Below are 15,948 nucleotides of genomic sequence, written 5' to 3'. Positions count from 1 at the left end.
ATGTTGAGCTGGGACGATTTCGATCAAGAAGACACCCCCTCCGCGAAACCCAAAAAGCCCGCAGCCCCGGCAAACGAAGTTCGCGAGCCTGCGCCAGCACCCCGCCCCGCGGTAGCCAGCCAGACGCCCCCCGCGAGCGAGAGCACGGCCAGCTCAGTGGTAGAAAAAGCCAGCGAAGCCCTGGACAACCTCGACGTTGCCGCCGGCCTTGAAGAGCTGGAAATGGGCGCCGCCCGTTTGCGCGTCGAAGACAAGCGCATCATCAACTGCCACCTCGACCTCAACCAACTGGTGCCCTTCAAATACGACTGGGCTTGGCAGAAATACCTCGACGGCTGCGCCAACCACTGGATGCCCCAAGAGGTCAACATGACCGCCGACATCGCCTGCTGGAAAAATCCGGAAGGCCTGACCGAAGACGAGCGCCGTATCGTCATGCGCTCACTGGGTTATTTCTCCACCGCCGACTCGCTGGTCGCCAACAACCTGGTACTGGCGGTATACCGCCACATCACCAACCCCGAATGTCGCCAATACCTGCTGCGCCAGGCTTTTGAAGAAGCCATCCACACCCACGCCTACCAATACTGTGTAGAGTCACTGGGCATGGACGAAGCCGAAGTGTTCAACATGTACCGCGAACTGCCCTCCATCGCCAAAAAGGCCGCATGGAGCCTGAAACACACCCAGGCACTGGGCGACCCCAACTTCAAAACCGGCACCCCCGAAGCCGACCAGGAATTGCTGCGTAACCTGATTGGCTTCTACGGCGTAACCGAAGGCATCTTCTTCTACTGCGGCTTCACCCAGATCCTGTCCATGGGCCGCCGCAACAAGATGACCGGCGTGGCCGAACAGTTCCAGTACATCCTGCGCGACGAGTCCATGCACCTCAACTTCGGCATCGACATGATCAACCAGATCAAACTGGAAAACCCCCACCTGTGGAGCGAAAAATTCCAGCAGGAAGTCAGCCAGATGATCGTCGAAGGCTGCCAACTGGAAATCGAATACGCCAAAGACTCCATGCCCCGCGGCGTACTCGGCATGAACGCGGCAATGATGGAAGAATACCTCCACTTCATCGCCAACCGTCGCCTGAACCAGCTCGGCCTGAAAGAGCAATTCCCCGGCGCACAAAACCCCTTCCCATGGATGAGCGAGATTATGGATTTGCGTAAGGAGAAAAACTTCTTTGAGACGCGGGTTATTGAGTATCAGACGGGTGGGGCGTTGAGTTGGTAGATTGAGTTTGCCGGGAATTGTCACTAGAGATGTTCATTTTGTCACTAAAGATGATACCGCTCCCCAGTGACGATCCCTGTTAAGAATGCCGCAACCCTTTGATTTAAAGGCACTATATAGCATAGGAGGTTCATCATAATGTCGAAACGTCTGAAGGAAAGCAGACTTCTGCTGCAGAACCCCTATGCTTACGAGGGTGAGCATGGATTCGAATACTCCACCTCATCAACGAAACATCGGAGCCAAAAGAAAACCAAAACGCCGGAACCTACACCTGAAGTATTACCAAATAAGTCCCCGTCGGTACGGGAAAGCCGCATACAGCTCCAGAATCCATACGCCCACTTGGACGGAGACGGTAATTTCGTGGCCCTAGCCTCCGCCACAGAAAATACTTATCAGCTTGCCGCCCTCAATGCCGCAATGCCTAAAAAGCAACGCCGCTATTCTGAGGAACAAATTGAGAAGATCGCCCAAAATATACTCAAAGCTATATGGAAGCTTCGATACCCGCTATATGAAGGGGCGCCCCCCGAAGATCCAACTAAATTGCTTAACCCCGCTATCGTGCTGCGGGGCCTTGGATATGAATTCGAGAAACAAGGATCTCTAGGCCACTTTGGCTCAGGGGCCAATCGCCATAAGGTCGCCGGATATATCGATAATGACGAAAAGAAAACGTACATTTCTGAGGAGTTTCCCTCTCACATACAAAACTTCACAGCCGCGCATGAGCTAGCACACGCGGTTTTACACCAAGAACACGGCCTTCATCGAGATCGCGCAATTGACGGCGCCTCCAAGCGGTCAGGCCGCGAATGGGAAGCCGACAAATTCGCGACATTTTTCCTGATGCCAACAAAGCTGATGAAAAGACAATTTAGAGCGCGCTTCCTTTGCGAAAAGTTTAAGCTCACACCAGAAACTGCTTTTGCCCTCAACTCCCCACAGGCAGCCACAAAAATTAAAAGCGTTCGCGACTTATCTCGCCTACTGGCAAGCTCAGAGTATTACAACGGTGAACGTTTCATCTCACTGGCTCACCAGTTCAACGTTTCAGTGGAGGCAATGGCAATTCGATTAGAGGAAATCGGCATAGTTAGCTAGCTAACGGAACTTGGCCACAAGAAGAAACCAACTGTAATTAACAAACTCGATTCACTGTTACGCTAGGCGGACTACCTCACTGTCTGCCGCCCATTAAGGCACCCCAGCCAGACCTCCCAGTTAGAACGCCATAATTCAACCTCATCTCTCATAATGCTAGTCAGATAGAAAATTCATGGTAAGCTCTAGCGCTAAATAAAAACCAGTCTTACGGGGACACAGCCATGATCCGCTGCCATCTCGCCCGCATAATGGGTGAGCACAAGCTGCGTATTGCCGACGTCGCCAGAGAAACAGGCTTAAGCCGTGCCACGATTACGCTTCTATATAAAGAGACGGCCCAGAAAGTAGATCTTGAAGCCATTGAAAAGCTGTGCCTGCTATTTGAATGCCAAGTAGGCGATCTCTTAAACATAGCCAGAGAAGCCAATATAAACGATATGCCGGCCAAAGCAATTGCTGACACCGGCACGCCTTATAATAGGGTGCCGGTGCGAAAGCTTTCCGCCTATTTAGGCTCTTTTGCTTCTGGCAATTTCTGTGCAGCTTTATCGAAGGTATAAGAGCCTTCGAATGTTTCGCCTGGCTCACTGGCGATCAACTTTGCTTTGTTCACGATAAGCGCATCCGCAAAGTCTGCCCCATTAGATTTACGATACTGATCGAGCGCGACCCAAGTAGCCTGCCCATCTTCAAATCGAATATTTGGCTCTTGAAAGAGCGCTTTGATTACGTTGACCAACTCCGGCTTATCCAGTTGATATTTCCTACCTTTCAGCGTCCAAATCGTTTCAATTAAAACCACATCGGTGACCAGTACTGTACGACTACCACCAATCAATTTGGCTGCTTTGGTCGATTGAACAGGATCATCTTCGAGCAAATACCGCAACAACACATTGGTATCAATGGCGATCACGACAGGGCGGACTCCTTTGATTGCTCATCACTTATCGAAGCCTTCACTTTGACGTTTTTCAACATCCCCTTTGCGGCACCAGTAACCTTCTTAACGATATTGATCTGATCATCTACGACGAACGTTTCGATTTCATCGCCAGGCCTCACACCGATAGCTTCTCTTTGACTTGCGGGCAGAGTAATTTGCCCTTTGGCGCTGACTTTTGGCATGCCACGATCCCCCTTACATTTCACCCATTGTAAAGATAACACAGTCTTTACATAGCGCAATAAGTAAAGAAATCAAGTGTAGATCACCACTGGTGAGCATCAAGAACTAGTGAATACTTCCGACAATGAGGTCAGTTCCGGCATTTTAAAAAAATACCGACCTTCCTTATAGACAACGACATACCGGACAGCACGCTGCCGCCACCCACAGCACGATCTGTAACAGATTGTTTTTATTATGCTATTTTTCATTCGGCAATTCGCCTAGAGGAAATAGGCATGTCCGGTGGCTTCGAGATCTCCGCAGTACGGTTGAGGACGTTGCCATTGACTTGCTTGAGCTGAATCCGCACTCATCGGAGACCTGGGATAAGTATCCGGGGAGCTAGCTTATACCCACTCCTCGCAGATACTAACTGGCAGGCACCTACACATTATCGGTAAGTGCCACCATCACAGTAGGCTCAGTTGGTGGCAAAAGACGCATCACCACCAAACCTAGGCATCAAGCCATTTTATGAAGCAGGTTTTGAATAGCAGCGTGATCCGTATCGCTGATCTTGCACTCAGTCGCAAATTCGTCCCACCGCCCAATGGCATTTATTATCTGTTCAGCGATATTTTTAACCGTGGTCTTGTCCAGGCCGAACACTTTTCCCTGATTGACTATCTCGCTCGGCTTTGGCGGAAAAGGGGAGTACTGATAGCCAGCAACGTGATACGTCCCTGTGGTGAGGCTGGGCACCAAATCGTAGGCGGGTGATAAGCGATACCCGCTGCCGTCATTGATCATTGAAAAATTTCGCTCGTGGTCGTCGGTATTATTGATCGCACGATTGAACAGCATTTGCCGCAATAACTGCTCGGCATCCGCACGATAATTGGTGCTGTGGGATTGCAGCAACCTGTGGATGTCGTCGTAGCGAAACACACCGGCATCGTCCCGCTGGTAAGCGTCTTTACGCAAACCATTGATGGAAATCAGGTGGCGCCGATGTGACTCGAAAATATCAAAGCGTTGCAGTAACAGCACATCGCGCCCTGTTATATCCTCAACCAGTTCGCCGCCATAGACATTGAGGCCAGCGGCTTTTGCCATTTTAAGACAAGCGAGTTCGACCCGAGCAACGTTGAATTGATCACTTTCCAGTCGGTTGAATTTTGCAAGAAAGGCCTCGTCGCCACGATATACCAGTGATTTTGGGCGTGCGCCGCCAACCCCAGACCCTTCGTTGGCCAGATATATTAAATCGAGCGATTCGCGCGGGATTTCTTCAAATGGCAATGTATCAATTTGGTGGGCGATGTTTTCTGCCAGAGCGAGCTCTTCCCACGCTATGCCGAATTGGTATTCAGGCCGCTCACTTGGAGGGGTGAGCTCCAGCGCGCCTATTCGACTACGGCGCAAGGCGTTTAAGCACGCGATTGCGCTATTGACGTTTATCCTTTCGCCAGTCTGCTTAAGCACGGCGTAACTTAATACGCGGCGCCCCCAGGCATCGGGTAAATAATCGTCGAGGAACGCAGGCAGGCCGCCGCGACATTCTATGGCCCGCTCTTTGGGTGACAACGGCAGGGAAACAGGGTCGATAGCGATAGCACCCGGCATCTCCAGGTAGTCCTGGCGATATCGAAAGCCGACCTGGTTAACGTGCCCCCGATCTTCCACAATCACCACATCAGCAGCCTGAGTTCGCCCAGTGCCGGGAAGGTCGATATGCAGCGCGTAGCGGGCTTTCTCAATCATCGAATAAGGACGTCGGCAAGACAAATAACAGGTTGAACTGGTCTTCCAGGCCCAGCACTCTGGCGGCCTCAAAGTAGTTGGCAAGCGACACCGACAGCTTGCCCTGCTCCATTTTGACGAGTGTAGACACACTTACGCCAATACGCGGCGCAAAACCGCGTACGCCATCTTTTGGAAATCGATCTTTGCGGGCCGCGCTTAAGCGCTTGCCCAGCTCAGGCAGCGAGTCAGTCATGTTTCATAATAATAGAACAAACGCCGCATTATACCCAATAAGTTGTAAAATAATACAACAATATAAAGTACTCACAAGGCAACTAAGGCCAAAGGAAAGCTGTCACTTCTTTCTATCGAAGACCAGGCCTTTCCCCAGGAGCCACTGCGCAGCAGGGATGGGCATCGCCATAGCGACAATCACCGCATGAGATCCGTCATCGCCAACCAGAACTCATACCGCCCTTTCCGCCCAAGGTGTTAGTCCACTTTCAACGATCGACCAAAATACAAAATATATACCAGCGGCATCAGTATCAGCGTCAGCACAGTCGTCGACAACATTCCACCCAACATGGGCAGTGCAATGCGCCGCATAATTTCCGAGCCGGGGCCTTCTGTCATAAAAATGGGCGTGAGACCGAGCACTATGGTGCTAACCGTCATTAACTTTGGCCGCAGGCGCATTACTGCTCCCTGTTTCACGTTGTCGACAAATTCGCTGTATCTTGCCGGAGGATGCTCCCGCATTTGCTGGTCGATAAACAACAGCATGACCAGAGCGGTTTCTACCGCTACCCCTGCCAGCGCGATAAACCCGACGGCCACGGCGACTGATAATTGATAATCGGCCAGCCACAGCCACCAGAAGCCGCCGATCAGACCAAAGGGCACCGACAGCAAAATCATCATCGTTCTGTCCCACTGGCCAAAATACAGGTAGAGCAATACCACAATAATCAGCAGCGTGGCGGGAACGGTAATTCTCAGGCGCTTTTTGGCGGTTTGCATTTGCTCGAACTGGCCAGACAGCTTAAGTGAGTAGCCGGGGGGCAGGTCGATGTCGCTCAGGTGATCGTTTAACGCCGTAATGTAGCCGCCTAAATCCCGGCCTTCGATATCGACGAAAACAAAGCCGTTTAATCTGGCATCTTCGGATCGAATCATCGCCGGCCCATTGGCAACGGCAATGCTGGCGATGTCAGCCAGTGGAATTTGTATACCATTGGCGCCGGATACCAGTATATCGTTCAGGTCTTCGATATGTTCGCGATACGGACGGTCATAGCGAACCATAATCGGGTAGCGTTCGCGCCCTTCTATCGCTTGGTCCAGCTCCATGCCACCCAGCGCTGTTTGGATAACCGTCTGGAAATGCTGCAGTGAGATGCCGTAGCGCGCCAGTGCCCGTCGATCCGGCTGAATTTCAATGTATCTCGCCCCCTGCACACGATCGGCAATAGCACTGCGGGTGCCGGGCACCTCGCGGGCAATGGCCTCCACCTGTTTTGAAATGGCATCAATGCCTTCCAGATCAGGGCCCGACACCTTGATGCCAACCGGCGTTCTGATACCGGTGGTGAGCATTTCCAAGCGGGTTTTTATCGGGTAGTTCCAGCTGTTCATCATACCGGGCAAGCCCACTGCGCCATCCATTTCCCGAATGAGCTTTTCCGGGGTCATGCCTGGTCGCCACGCACTTCGGGGTTTCAATTCCACCCAGGTTTCTATCATCAACAGCGGTGCGGGATCAGTCGCGGAGTCGGAGCGTCCCGCCTTGCCAAAGGCGTGAACCACTTCCGGAATGGCCATTAACTGTCGATTGGTGACCTGTAGAATTTCCCGAGCTTTGGTCACCGACACACCTGGCAGGGTCATCGGCATATACAAAATACCGCCCTCATACAGGGGGGGCATAAATTCCGAGCCCAGTTGTTTGATCGGGATAGCGGTGCTGACCAGTGCCGCGAGGCACAGCCCGAGAGTGAGCTTTTTATATTTGATCGCCGCGTTCAGACTCGGGCGGTAAAGCGCGACAAAAAAGCGATTCACCGGATTGCTGTCTTCATCGCGTATCCGCCCTCGAACGAGAAACAGCATCAGCACCGGCACCAGAGTCACCGACAGCACACTCGCCGCCGCCATGGCATAGGTCTTGGTAAACGCCAGCGGGGCGAACAACCGAGCGGACTGTCCGGTCAGCGCAAAGACCGGGAAAAACGACACGGTAATAATCAGCAAACTGAAAAACAGCCCTGGCCCCACCTCTTTCGCCGCGGTGATCAGGGCCTGATTTTTCTCGGTGGTGCTGGCCTCCGTGGGCAGACTGGCCAGCTTGCGATGGGCGTTTTCCACCATCACGATGGCCGCGTCCACCATGGCACCGATGGCAATCGCGATGCCGCCAAGGGACATGATATTGGCGCTGAGGCCCTGGGCACGCATCACTACGAAGGCGGCCAGTACCCCCAGTGGCAGGGTGATCACCGCAACCAGTGCACTGCGTGCATGGAGCAGAAACACAAAACTGATTAGCACTACTACCAGACACTCTTCGATCAGCTTGGTCTTGAGGTAATCCACCGACTGTGAGATCAGCTGACTGCGGTCGTACACCACGTCCAGCTCCACACCGGCGGGGAGCCCCTGCTGCACTGCTTTCAGTCGGTCCTTCACCTGCTCAATCACCTGCAAGGCGTTGGCCCCGGAGCGCATCACTACAATGCCTCCCACCACCTCGCCCCGGCCATTGAGCTCAGTAATTCCCCGGCGCAGGGCCGGGCCTTCCACAACCCGGGCGATATCGCGAATCTGCACTGGTACGCCATTGCTGGCGCGAATCACCGCTTGCTCTAGATCCCGCGGGGTTTGCAGATAGCCGAGGGAGCGGATCAGGTACTCGGTCTCGCCCATTTCCAATGTGCGCCCACCGGTTTCGCCGTTAGCCCCCCGTACGGCGTTAATCACCTCCGTCAGGGAGAGGTCAAAGGCGCGCAATTTTTTGGGGTCGACCAGTACCTGATATTCCTTTACATAGCCGCCCACACTGGCGACCTCGGAGACACCGCCCACCGAGAGCAACTCATAGCGCACAAACCAGTCCTGCAGGGAGCGCAGTTGCTGCAAATCGTGGCCACCGCTGTTGTCATAGAGGGCGTATTGAAACACCCAGCCCACGCCGGTGGCGTCAGGCCCAAGACTGGTTCTCGCCCCCGCAGGCAACGAGGACGCCGTCTGGGTCAGGGACTCCAGCACTCGACTTCTTGCCCAGTACACGTCCACATCGTCCTGAAATACGACATAGAGGAAAGAGGTGCCAAACATGGACACCCCGCGAACACTTTTGATTTTGGGCAGCCCCAGCATCTGACTGGCCAGCGGATAGGTCACCTGGTCTTCAATAACCTGCGGCGCCTGCCCCGGCCATTCGGTACGAACAATCACCTGGGTGTCGGAAAGATCCGGTATCGCATCCAGCGGAATGTTGTTCAGTGACACCGAGCCGGCAACAAGAATGAACAGAGCCGCGAGCAATACCAGAAAACGATTGTTCACCGACCAGCCAATAATACCGGCGACCAGCCCCTTCTGCGGGTCGCGACCTTCAGTGAGCATGGTGAGCCTCCATGCTGTTGCCGGGAGATGACCCAGCGGCTTCATCGCCGTGACCCATATGTTCCATACGTGACATGCCAGAACGCAGGCGGCTTTCGGCGTCGATCAGGAACTGGCCGGCGGTGACGATGCGCTGCCCCTGTTGCAGACCGGCAAGAATCTCGGTGTACCCCTCTGAGCTCACCCCGGTTTCTACTTGCCGGGCCTGAAAACGGCCCTCATCCAGTGCCAGAAAAACGTAGGCACCCTGTCGGTCATATAACAGAGCCTCGCTGGGCACTGCCAATCGCGCTCCCGGATTCACCTGAAACTCCACATCGACATAGATGCCGGGCTTGGGGTCTCCCATATCGTGGGGCAGCGCCAATCTCACGATGCCGGTACGACTTACCGGATCAGCCACATGGTGGATAAACTCGACGGTGCTGTTATAGCGACGCCCCGTTGCCGGGTTTCTCACTTCGGCATGCTGGCCTATCTCAATCAAGGGCAAGTCTCGCAGGGCTATCGCAGCGTTTACCCAGACCTGACTGAAATTCTGCAACCCGAGTACAAGTTCTCCCGCTTGCAGGTAGTCCCCCTTGCGCACGGGCAATTCTGTGACAGTGCCATCGAAGGGTGCGTAAAAGGGCATTTGCTCGATGACCTTTCCGCGAGCCTTGAACTCGGCAATGGCCTTGTCTTCCATGCCGTACAGTCGCAGGCGCTGCTCGGCCCTTTCCTGCCGGGATTCTGTCGCCGCTACTGTCAGGTAATCGACCTGGGCGGCGATAATCTCCGGGCTGTAATAGGTAAACAACAGGTCGCCTTTGCTTACCGTATCACCCACGGCATTGGCGCGAAGATCGGTGATCCAGCCTTCGCTGCGCATGCTTAGCGCCAGCGCATTGCGGCTGCTGGGCACGACTTCGCCAAAGGCCTGCACACGCTGGGTCAACAGACGCTCCTCGACCTTCGCCGTTCTCACACCCAGTGCTTGCATAAAATCAGGCGAAATTTGCACCGCGGACTGGCCCGTCGCGTTGGCCTTGGCGGGCTTCGCCGGTGGCTGAGCCGCCTGTGGCACCAGCGTCATTCCACAGACGGGGCAGGTCTCCCCTTGCTCACCGTGGATATGGGGGTGCATCGGGCAGACATAAATCTCCTCGGCCAGAGAGGCGGGAGCACTTAAAAAAATTACAACAACTAGAAATAGCACGCGCATAGCAATGTCCTGTATTGAGAGGGAATAGCCTTTCAACGACAGAATTGCCTAGATGCGAATACGAAGGGTACTCAGGTACAGTGCGGATGGAGGGGCATATAAATTATCGGGGGGAGCGCGGGCGCTATGGACGGGAAGCAATCCGGCAAGAAAGTCACTCTCGGCAACATCAAAAATGACGTAGTAGTTGATCAGTTTTAACACCGGCTCCTGGATGGGCTTGTCGGCCTGATAGTAATTCAAATCCAGGTTAGTGCAGTCTTTGAACAGCATTGGCCCACTGGGGCCATGCGGCTGCGCAGGCTGTTCATGGCAGGGCAGCTCGGTCGCCACGGGCAGCACATTCTCACAGTCAAAAGACCCGCACGCCAGCGCGGGCATGATGGCCATAAGCATCAACAAGCTGTAGAGAATGTTTTTCATACACAGAATTCTAGCTTAATCCCACGCCAATGTCTGCGAGGGCCGCGACACCCCCTTTTCGGCCTTTGTAGTAAAGTAGTCATCATTAATCCACCAGTATTAAACCCTGGTAACACGAGCTGGAGTGCCATGAGCCACGCGCAAACCTCCGACAGCCAAAGTGAAGACGCATCGAGGGCGATGGCGGTAGCTTCCTGGCTCGTCTTTCCGGCAACGCTTGTCGCCCTTCTCGGCGGGGGCGTATGGGCCATTGCTAACGACTACCCGCCGAGCCTCGTAGTCGGGGTTGGCACCTTTGTGAGCCTGGTGCTGGTACTGGTTTTGGAGCGCGCACTGCCCTACAAAAAGGAGTGGAATCACTCTCAGGGTGATCTGGGAGCCGATGTGCTGTATCTCCCCTGTTATTTCGGTATCAATGCACTGATCCAGCCGGCCGTCGCCGCAGGGGTTGTCGTACTCGGCGCGATGTTGGCTGAGTCCATTGGCGCCGGCCTGTGGCCCTCAGACTGGCCACTTCTCGCTCAGTTTTTGCTGGCCTGCGTTGTCGTGGAGTTCTTCGATTACTGGCCCCACCGCTGGCTGCACGAAGTCCCTCTGCTATGGCGCTTCCACGCCATTCACCACAACCCCAGACGGCTGTACTGGCTAAATGCCACCCGCGCACATTTCGGCGAAGTGGTGTTTCGCGGCGTGTTCAATGCGGTGCCGCTGGCGCTGGCCGGGGCAGGTGCAGAGGTGTTAGCCCTGATAGGATTGGCAAACTCGGTGCTGGGCCTGTTCCAACATGCCAATATCAACTTCAAACTTGGCCCACTGAGCTGGGTGTTCAGTGTTGGCGAAATGCACCGCTGGCATCACTCACTCAGGATTTCCGAGGCAAACCATAATTACGGCAGCAATCTGCTCATTTGGGACGTGGTGTTCGGCACTCGCTACCGGGACACGGAGCGCTCTGGCCCCGAACAGTTGGGTATCGCAGACGACAATCTCCCGAGCAACTGGTTGTCTCAGCTGTGGGTGCCATTCAGAAAAACACCACCAGCCAATAGCGCCCCCGCTGTTGCTTCAGCCGATAGCCAGGATTTGCCGAAGGGGCATTAAAGCTCTCTGGTCTCAAATCCCACTCTTTTGAACTCTCCCTCGATCAGGCGACGGCCCTCATTGTGAACATACTGCAGAAATCGGTCAGCAATCGGCGACAGCGTTTTGCTCTTTGGCCACACCATGTGCCACGACGTTGTTATGGGCATTTTTTCAACCTGCAGCTCTACCAGCCCGGCGTTGCCACCGAAGGTCAGGGTATGCGCCGAAAGGATAGAGACACCGAGGCCGGACATCACCGCGTGCTTGATCGCCTCGTTGCTTTGGATGGTCATTTTGACATTCAGCCTGAGGTCATGCCTGTGCAGAAATTGTTCTATGGCATAGCGGGTGCCGGAACCGGGCTCCCGCATCAAGAAAGGCTCCCTGGCAAGCTGGACCAAGGACACCGACCGCTCTCCCGCCAACGGATGTGATTCAGGCGCAATCACCACCAGTGGGTTCACGAGGAAGCGCGTCGATACCGTATCGATATTTTCAGGGGGATGGCTAAACACATAAAAATCTTCATCTCCCGCTTCCAGGCGGTCAATAATTTGCTGACGATTTCCCACATTCAGCTGAATATCAATACCCGGATAGCGCTCACAAAAAGGCCCAAGCATATGGGGGATAAAGTATTTCGAGGTGGTCACTACCGAAAGCCTGAGCGCTCCGGCTCTCAGCCCCCTAAATTCGGACAACCTCATGTCCAAAGCGCTTAATTCGCCAAATATACGCGTCGCCGACAGCGCAATTTCACGCCCCGAATCGGTAAACACCAGCTTGCGCCCCATTATTTGATACAGGGGCATACCGGAGGCATCGCCCAGTTTTTTCAGCTGCATCGACACTGTTGGCTGGGTCAGATGTAGCGCCTCAGACGCCGCTTTGATGCTCCCCAGGCGGTATACCACCGCCAGTATTTCCAGCTGCCGAAGAGTTGCCCCGCGAGATAGTTTTTGGATCAAGTTCGGCATAGGCATTGGCGTCATCGCAGCATTAAATAGATATTTATCTATGCAATATCACATCATTATCTATTTTTGTCTATTCAATACTTGGCGCAAGATGCACGCACAACCTACAAGGAGACGTTTCCATGCACTCATCAAACTCCCCATCAGCCTTGCTGCATCAACTTGCCTTTGGCCTTTTCGTTGGTGGAGGGCTGATACTGTTGGGGCTCTGGCTTAATACCGCCGAACACGACGGATTTGCGGCGGCCTTGGTCGGCGCGCTGTTGCTGCTGATGAATACCGTGCAGTACCTGCATCAGTCTGGCCGTTTTTCTCGCCCGACACTCATTGCCGGTAACGCCCTGAAAGGTGACGCAAAATGACCATTGATATAGTCGTCGCCTTCTTTTTACTGGGGGTCGTGTCTCGCCTGCTAAAGTCACCCTTTGCCATACCGGAGTCCCTGTACAAAAGCCTGACCATCATGCTTATGCTTGCGATCGGCCTCAAAGGCGGGGTCGCTCTTTCCAGACACGCTTCGGCGAACATACTTTCCCAATCTCTCTGGGTGCTTAGCCTGGGCGTGATACTCCCCGTTATTGCTTTTTTCTTCGCTTTTGTCATCGGCCGCCTGAAGCGTATAGACGCAGCATCGCTGGCAGCGCACTACGGCTCGGTCAGTGTCGGCACATACGCGGTAGCGGTGGCTGTGCTCGACAACCGCCAGATCGCCTACGAGGCTTACTTTCCGCTGTTTGTAGTACTACTGGAAATGCCTGCGATTGCTATCGGCCTTGCGCTGGCCAAAAACCAGACCGAAGGCTCGAACCGCAGCCATGTTTTACATGAAATCTTTCTCAACCAGGGCATGGTGTTGATGACCGGGGGCTTGCTTATTGGCTACCTGTGCGCGGAGCAGATGAGCCGTATCACCCCCCTGTTTATTGACCTGTTCCCGGCGATACTTGCACTGTTCCTCCTCGAAATGGGCATGGTGGCTGCTGATCGTCTGAAAGGCCTTAAAGACAGTATTAGCTTTCTTATCACCTTCGCGGTTGCCATGCCCCTGATCGGCGCACTCCTTGGAGCAGCCATCGGCCATGCCATCGCCCTGTCACCGGGTGGCCTGATCTTACTCGCAGTGCTCGGAGCCAGCGCGTCCTATATCGCCGTGCCCGCGGCGATGCGGGCCGCCCTGCCAAATGCCGATCACGGTTTATCGATCACCGCGTCCCTAGGCGTGACTTTCCCCTTTAACGTGATCGTCGGCATCCCCCTCTACATCACTTTGGTCGAGATGATTGTTGGGTGAGATGACGCTCGTCGCTGCCGGACTGAATCGGCTTGAATCACACAGGGCCTCACGACCACAGCGGATAAACTGTGTCCGTAGGCCCTGTGGATTTCCACCCTTCATTATTTGCGCATTAATGTCCAGGCAGCCCCCGAAAGATTAACGGGCCTTTACGCTATCCCGCACAACCGCAGCTGATTCCCCACTTCAAGAAATGCGCTTTGCTGAACCTCGGCAAATATACCGGGGTCAATGCCCCTCGGAACATTGCGTATATTCTCCAGTCGCCCCTCGCTCATCAAAGTGGCGACCTTGAGAATCTCCCCGTAAATACCATCACCCCTGAGAAGCGCGTCACTCATCGCGTCCGATAGCTGAAGCCTGTCACAGACCTCTGCCATAGGCTCGTCCACGAAGGCATTCAGCAGGGAAAACATCCCTACTGTATAAGCCGTTTGGTCATCGGTAGACGGTAGGTGTTTTGCGAGCATCTGGCAGATGTAGGCTCGCGACAGGGCCTGCTCCAATAGCGCCCGAGGCTTATTGTCCAACCGCCCCAGCGCGAGCATATTTGCCCAGCCCAGTATGCGTTTAACGCCGGCCATCGTTACGGCCTGATGTATGGAGGTGACTTTATTGACACTACTCACGCTGGCTGAGTTAATAAACTGCAAAATGCGGTAGCTCAGCTGGGGGTCGCTTTGTATTGCTGTGCTGATGTCCCGGGTAGTGTTGTCCGGGTTATTCAGCTCATTAATCAGTCTTAAAACCGCATACTGACTGTCCTGCTTTCTTTCTCCGTAAAGCAACGCTGGGCGACTAAAGAAGAATCCCTGGAACAGCTGATAGCCTTCGCCTTTTAGTCTTTCGTAATCCTCTATTGTCTCTACTTTCTCAGCGAGCCATATCAGCCCAGGATTGCGGTTGCTACTGACAAGCTCCGCACTGCTGGTATGCGCCTGAACATCCATGACATCGACTTTGACGATATCGACATAGGGCAACCAACCCCGCTGCACTTCATCACCGGTGAAATCATCGAGTGCAACGCGAAAGCCCTGCTGACGCAACGCCTTCACGGCTGCGATATTCGCATCTGTCGGGGGCACATATTCAAGAATCTCTACAACGAGCTTATCCGGCTTTACGGCCGGCGGCATAGACAGCCAGGATTCAGTCATGTTTACAAAAGCAGGCAGCCCACCAGTGATATTGTCGATGCCAATATCAAGAAAGGCGGCAAGCAAAATCTCACCTGTAGCCAGGTTGCCATTAGAGCTCTGCAGCGCCTCTGTGCTCATAGGAATAGAGCGACAAAGCAACTCATAGGCAAAGGTGACTCCCTTGGCATCCAGGATAGGTTGGCGGGCCATAAGCGGCTTGTCTACGTCCAAAATCAACCCCACGTTGTGCCGTTGTAGATATTCTCAACTCACCGCCGTCAGTGATTTGAACGACCTTCGGCCCAAACAAGTATAGTCAAAGGTCGCGTTTGTGCATGTTGATCCTGATCAAGTGACGTGCTCTCCGCTAGCCATACCTGTCTGAACTTAACAAAGTCCGCACACGCAGTGTGTGCTTTGGCCATTGGCCCTGACCTCCGTAGGTCAGGGCCGGCCCCGCGAAGCGCTGTGGGTCTCGCCTCGCTGAAGCTACCGCAGAACCATAAAAAAACCCGAGGCTCAGATGAACCTCGGGTCAGTGTGGCCCGCGAGCGCAGCGAGTGCTTTGGCCATGACCGTAGGTCAGAGCCTAGTGGATACCACTTCCAGAGACCCATAAAAAAACCCGAGACTCAAACGAATCTCGGGGCAGTGTGGCCCGCGAGCGCAGCGAGTGCTGTGGCCATTTTAATTAAAGCCTGGCGACAGCGTGGCCCGCGAGCGTTAGCGAGTGCTTTGGCCATGACCGTTGGGCATAGCCAGTTGCCCAACTATTTGGATTCCACAACGTAAAATGCCCCAACCGAACTCGGCTGGGGCATTTAGTGTGGCCCGCACACGCAGTGTGTGCTTTGGCCATTGGTTTAGAAGCCTGGCGACAGTGTGGCCCGCGAGCGCAGCGAGTGCTTTGGCCATGACCGTAGGTCAGAGCCTAGTGGATACCACTTCCAGAGACCCATAAAAAAACCCGAGACTCAAACGAATCT

The 15,948-nt window shown here is 54.2% G+C and carries 15 protein-coding genes; 6 read left to right on the top strand and 9 right to left on the bottom strand.

Features of this window, described 5'->3' with window-relative positions; genetic code table 11:
• The 3 genes from HCU74_RS18475 to HCU74_RS20480 all read left to right on the top strand — a co-directional run bounded on the left by HCU74_RS18475 (position 1) and on the right by HCU74_RS20480 (position 2,915).
• Positions 1 to 1,245 carry a ribonucleotide-diphosphate reductase subunit beta gene (locus tag HCU74_RS18475; protein ID WP_168451918.1) on the top strand — a complete coding sequence of 415 codons (1,245 nt, stop codon included), beginning with the start codon at positions 1 to 3 and terminating at the stop codon, positions 1,243 to 1,245.
• Positions 1,246 to 1,383: 138 nt separating this feature from the next.
• Positions 1,384 to 2,352: an ImmA/IrrE family metallo-endopeptidase gene (locus tag HCU74_RS18470; RefSeq protein ID WP_168451917.1), complete on the top strand. Its 969-nt coding sequence runs from the start codon at positions 1,384 to 1,386 to the stop codon at positions 2,350 to 2,352.
• 224 nt (positions 2,353 to 2,576) lie between these two features.
• A complete protein-coding gene (locus HCU74_RS20480; protein WP_428480348.1) occupies positions 2,577 to 2,915 on the top strand; it encodes a helix-turn-helix domain-containing protein in 339 nt (112 codons plus the stop codon).
• On the opposite strand, the gene HCU74_RS18460 is transcribed toward HCU74_RS20480, so the two are convergent.
• The 7 genes from HCU74_RS18460 to HCU74_RS18430 all read right to left on the bottom strand — a co-directional run bounded on the left by HCU74_RS18460 (position 2,861) and on the right by HCU74_RS18430 (position 10,466).
• Complete coding sequence (locus tag HCU74_RS18460; protein ID WP_168451916.1) at positions 2,861 to 3,271, bottom strand: PIN domain-containing protein; 411 nt, start codon at positions 3,269 to 3,271, stop codon at positions 2,861 to 2,863. The genes HCU74_RS20480 and HCU74_RS18460 overlap by 55 nt on opposite strands.
• Positions 3,268 to 3,483 carry an AbrB/MazE/SpoVT family DNA-binding domain-containing protein gene (locus HCU74_RS18455; RefSeq protein WP_168451915.1) on the bottom strand — a complete coding sequence of 72 codons (216 nt, stop codon included), beginning with the start codon at positions 3,481 to 3,483 and terminating at the stop codon, positions 3,268 to 3,270. The genes HCU74_RS18460 and HCU74_RS18455 overlap by 4 nt, the downstream gene beginning before the upstream one ends.
• 505 nt (positions 3,484 to 3,988) lie before the next feature.
• A complete protein-coding gene (locus HCU74_RS18450) occupies positions 3,989 to 5,230 on the bottom strand; it encodes a type II toxin-antitoxin system HipA family toxin (protein WP_210425391.1) in 1,242 nt (413 codons plus the stop codon).
• Positions 5,223 to 5,465, bottom strand: a complete 243-nt coding sequence (locus HCU74_RS18445; protein WP_168451914.1) for a helix-turn-helix domain-containing protein — start codon at positions 5,463 to 5,465, stop codon at positions 5,223 to 5,225. Before HCU74_RS18445 ends, HCU74_RS18450 begins: the two co-directional genes overlap by 8 nt.
• Positions 5,466 to 5,704: 239 nt before the next feature.
• Positions 5,705 to 8,839 carry an efflux RND transporter permease subunit gene (locus HCU74_RS18440; RefSeq protein ID WP_428480347.1) on the bottom strand — a complete coding sequence of 1,045 codons (3,135 nt, stop codon included), beginning with the start codon at positions 8,837 to 8,839 and terminating at the stop codon, positions 5,705 to 5,707.
• Positions 8,829 to 10,043: an efflux RND transporter periplasmic adaptor subunit gene (locus tag HCU74_RS18435; protein WP_168451913.1), complete on the bottom strand. Its 1,215-nt coding sequence runs from the start codon at positions 10,041 to 10,043 to the stop codon at positions 8,829 to 8,831. Before HCU74_RS18435 ends, HCU74_RS18440 begins: the two co-directional genes overlap by 11 nt.
• 48 nt (positions 10,044 to 10,091) lie before the next feature.
• Positions 10,092 to 10,466, bottom strand: a complete 375-nt coding sequence (locus tag HCU74_RS18430; protein WP_168451912.1) for a hypothetical protein — start codon at positions 10,464 to 10,466, stop codon at positions 10,092 to 10,094.
• A gap of 129 nt (positions 10,467 to 10,595) precedes the next feature.
• On the opposite strand from HCU74_RS18430, the gene HCU74_RS18425 reads away from it, so the two are divergent.
• On the top strand, positions 10,596 to 11,567 hold the full coding sequence (locus HCU74_RS18425; protein WP_168451911.1) for a sterol desaturase family protein: 972 nt from the start codon (positions 10,596 to 10,598) through the stop codon (positions 11,565 to 11,567).
• On the opposite strand, the gene HCU74_RS18420 is transcribed toward HCU74_RS18425, so the two are convergent.
• On the bottom strand, positions 11,564 to 12,526 hold the full coding sequence (locus HCU74_RS18420; RefSeq protein WP_168451910.1) for a LysR family transcriptional regulator: 963 nt from the start codon (positions 12,524 to 12,526) through the stop codon (positions 11,564 to 11,566). The genes HCU74_RS18425 and HCU74_RS18420 overlap by 4 nt on opposite strands.
• Before the next feature lie 122 nt (positions 12,527 to 12,648).
• On the opposite strand from HCU74_RS18420, the gene HCU74_RS18415 reads away from it, so the two are divergent.
• Positions 12,649 to 12,888, top strand: a complete 240-nt coding sequence (locus HCU74_RS18415; RefSeq protein ID WP_168451909.1) for a hypothetical protein — start codon at positions 12,649 to 12,651, stop codon at positions 12,886 to 12,888.
• Positions 12,885 to 13,817, top strand: coding sequence for a sodium-dependent bicarbonate transport family permease (locus tag HCU74_RS18410; RefSeq protein WP_168451908.1), 933 nt, complete (start codon positions 12,885 to 12,887; stop codon positions 13,815 to 13,817). Before HCU74_RS18415 ends, HCU74_RS18410 begins: the two co-directional genes overlap by 4 nt.
• A 152-nt stretch (positions 13,818 to 13,969) precedes the next feature.
• Here HCU74_RS18410 and HCU74_RS18405 read toward each other — a convergent pair whose 3' ends face one another.
• Entirely contained in the window at positions 13,970 to 15,193 is a 1,224-nt protein-coding gene (locus HCU74_RS18405) for an EAL and HDOD domain-containing protein (protein ID WP_246864721.1), read from the bottom strand.
• Between the last annotated feature and the right edge of the window lie 755 nt (positions 15,194 to 15,948).

Origin of the sequence: Spongiibacter thalassae (assembly GCF_012272835.1) — a bacterium.
Lineage (GTDB): Bacteria > Pseudomonadota > Gammaproteobacteria > Pseudomonadales > Spongiibacteraceae > Spongiibacter > Spongiibacter thalassae.
The sequence above is the reverse complement of the archived record's forward strand: the minus strand, read 5'-3'. Positions and strand labels throughout refer to the sequence as shown.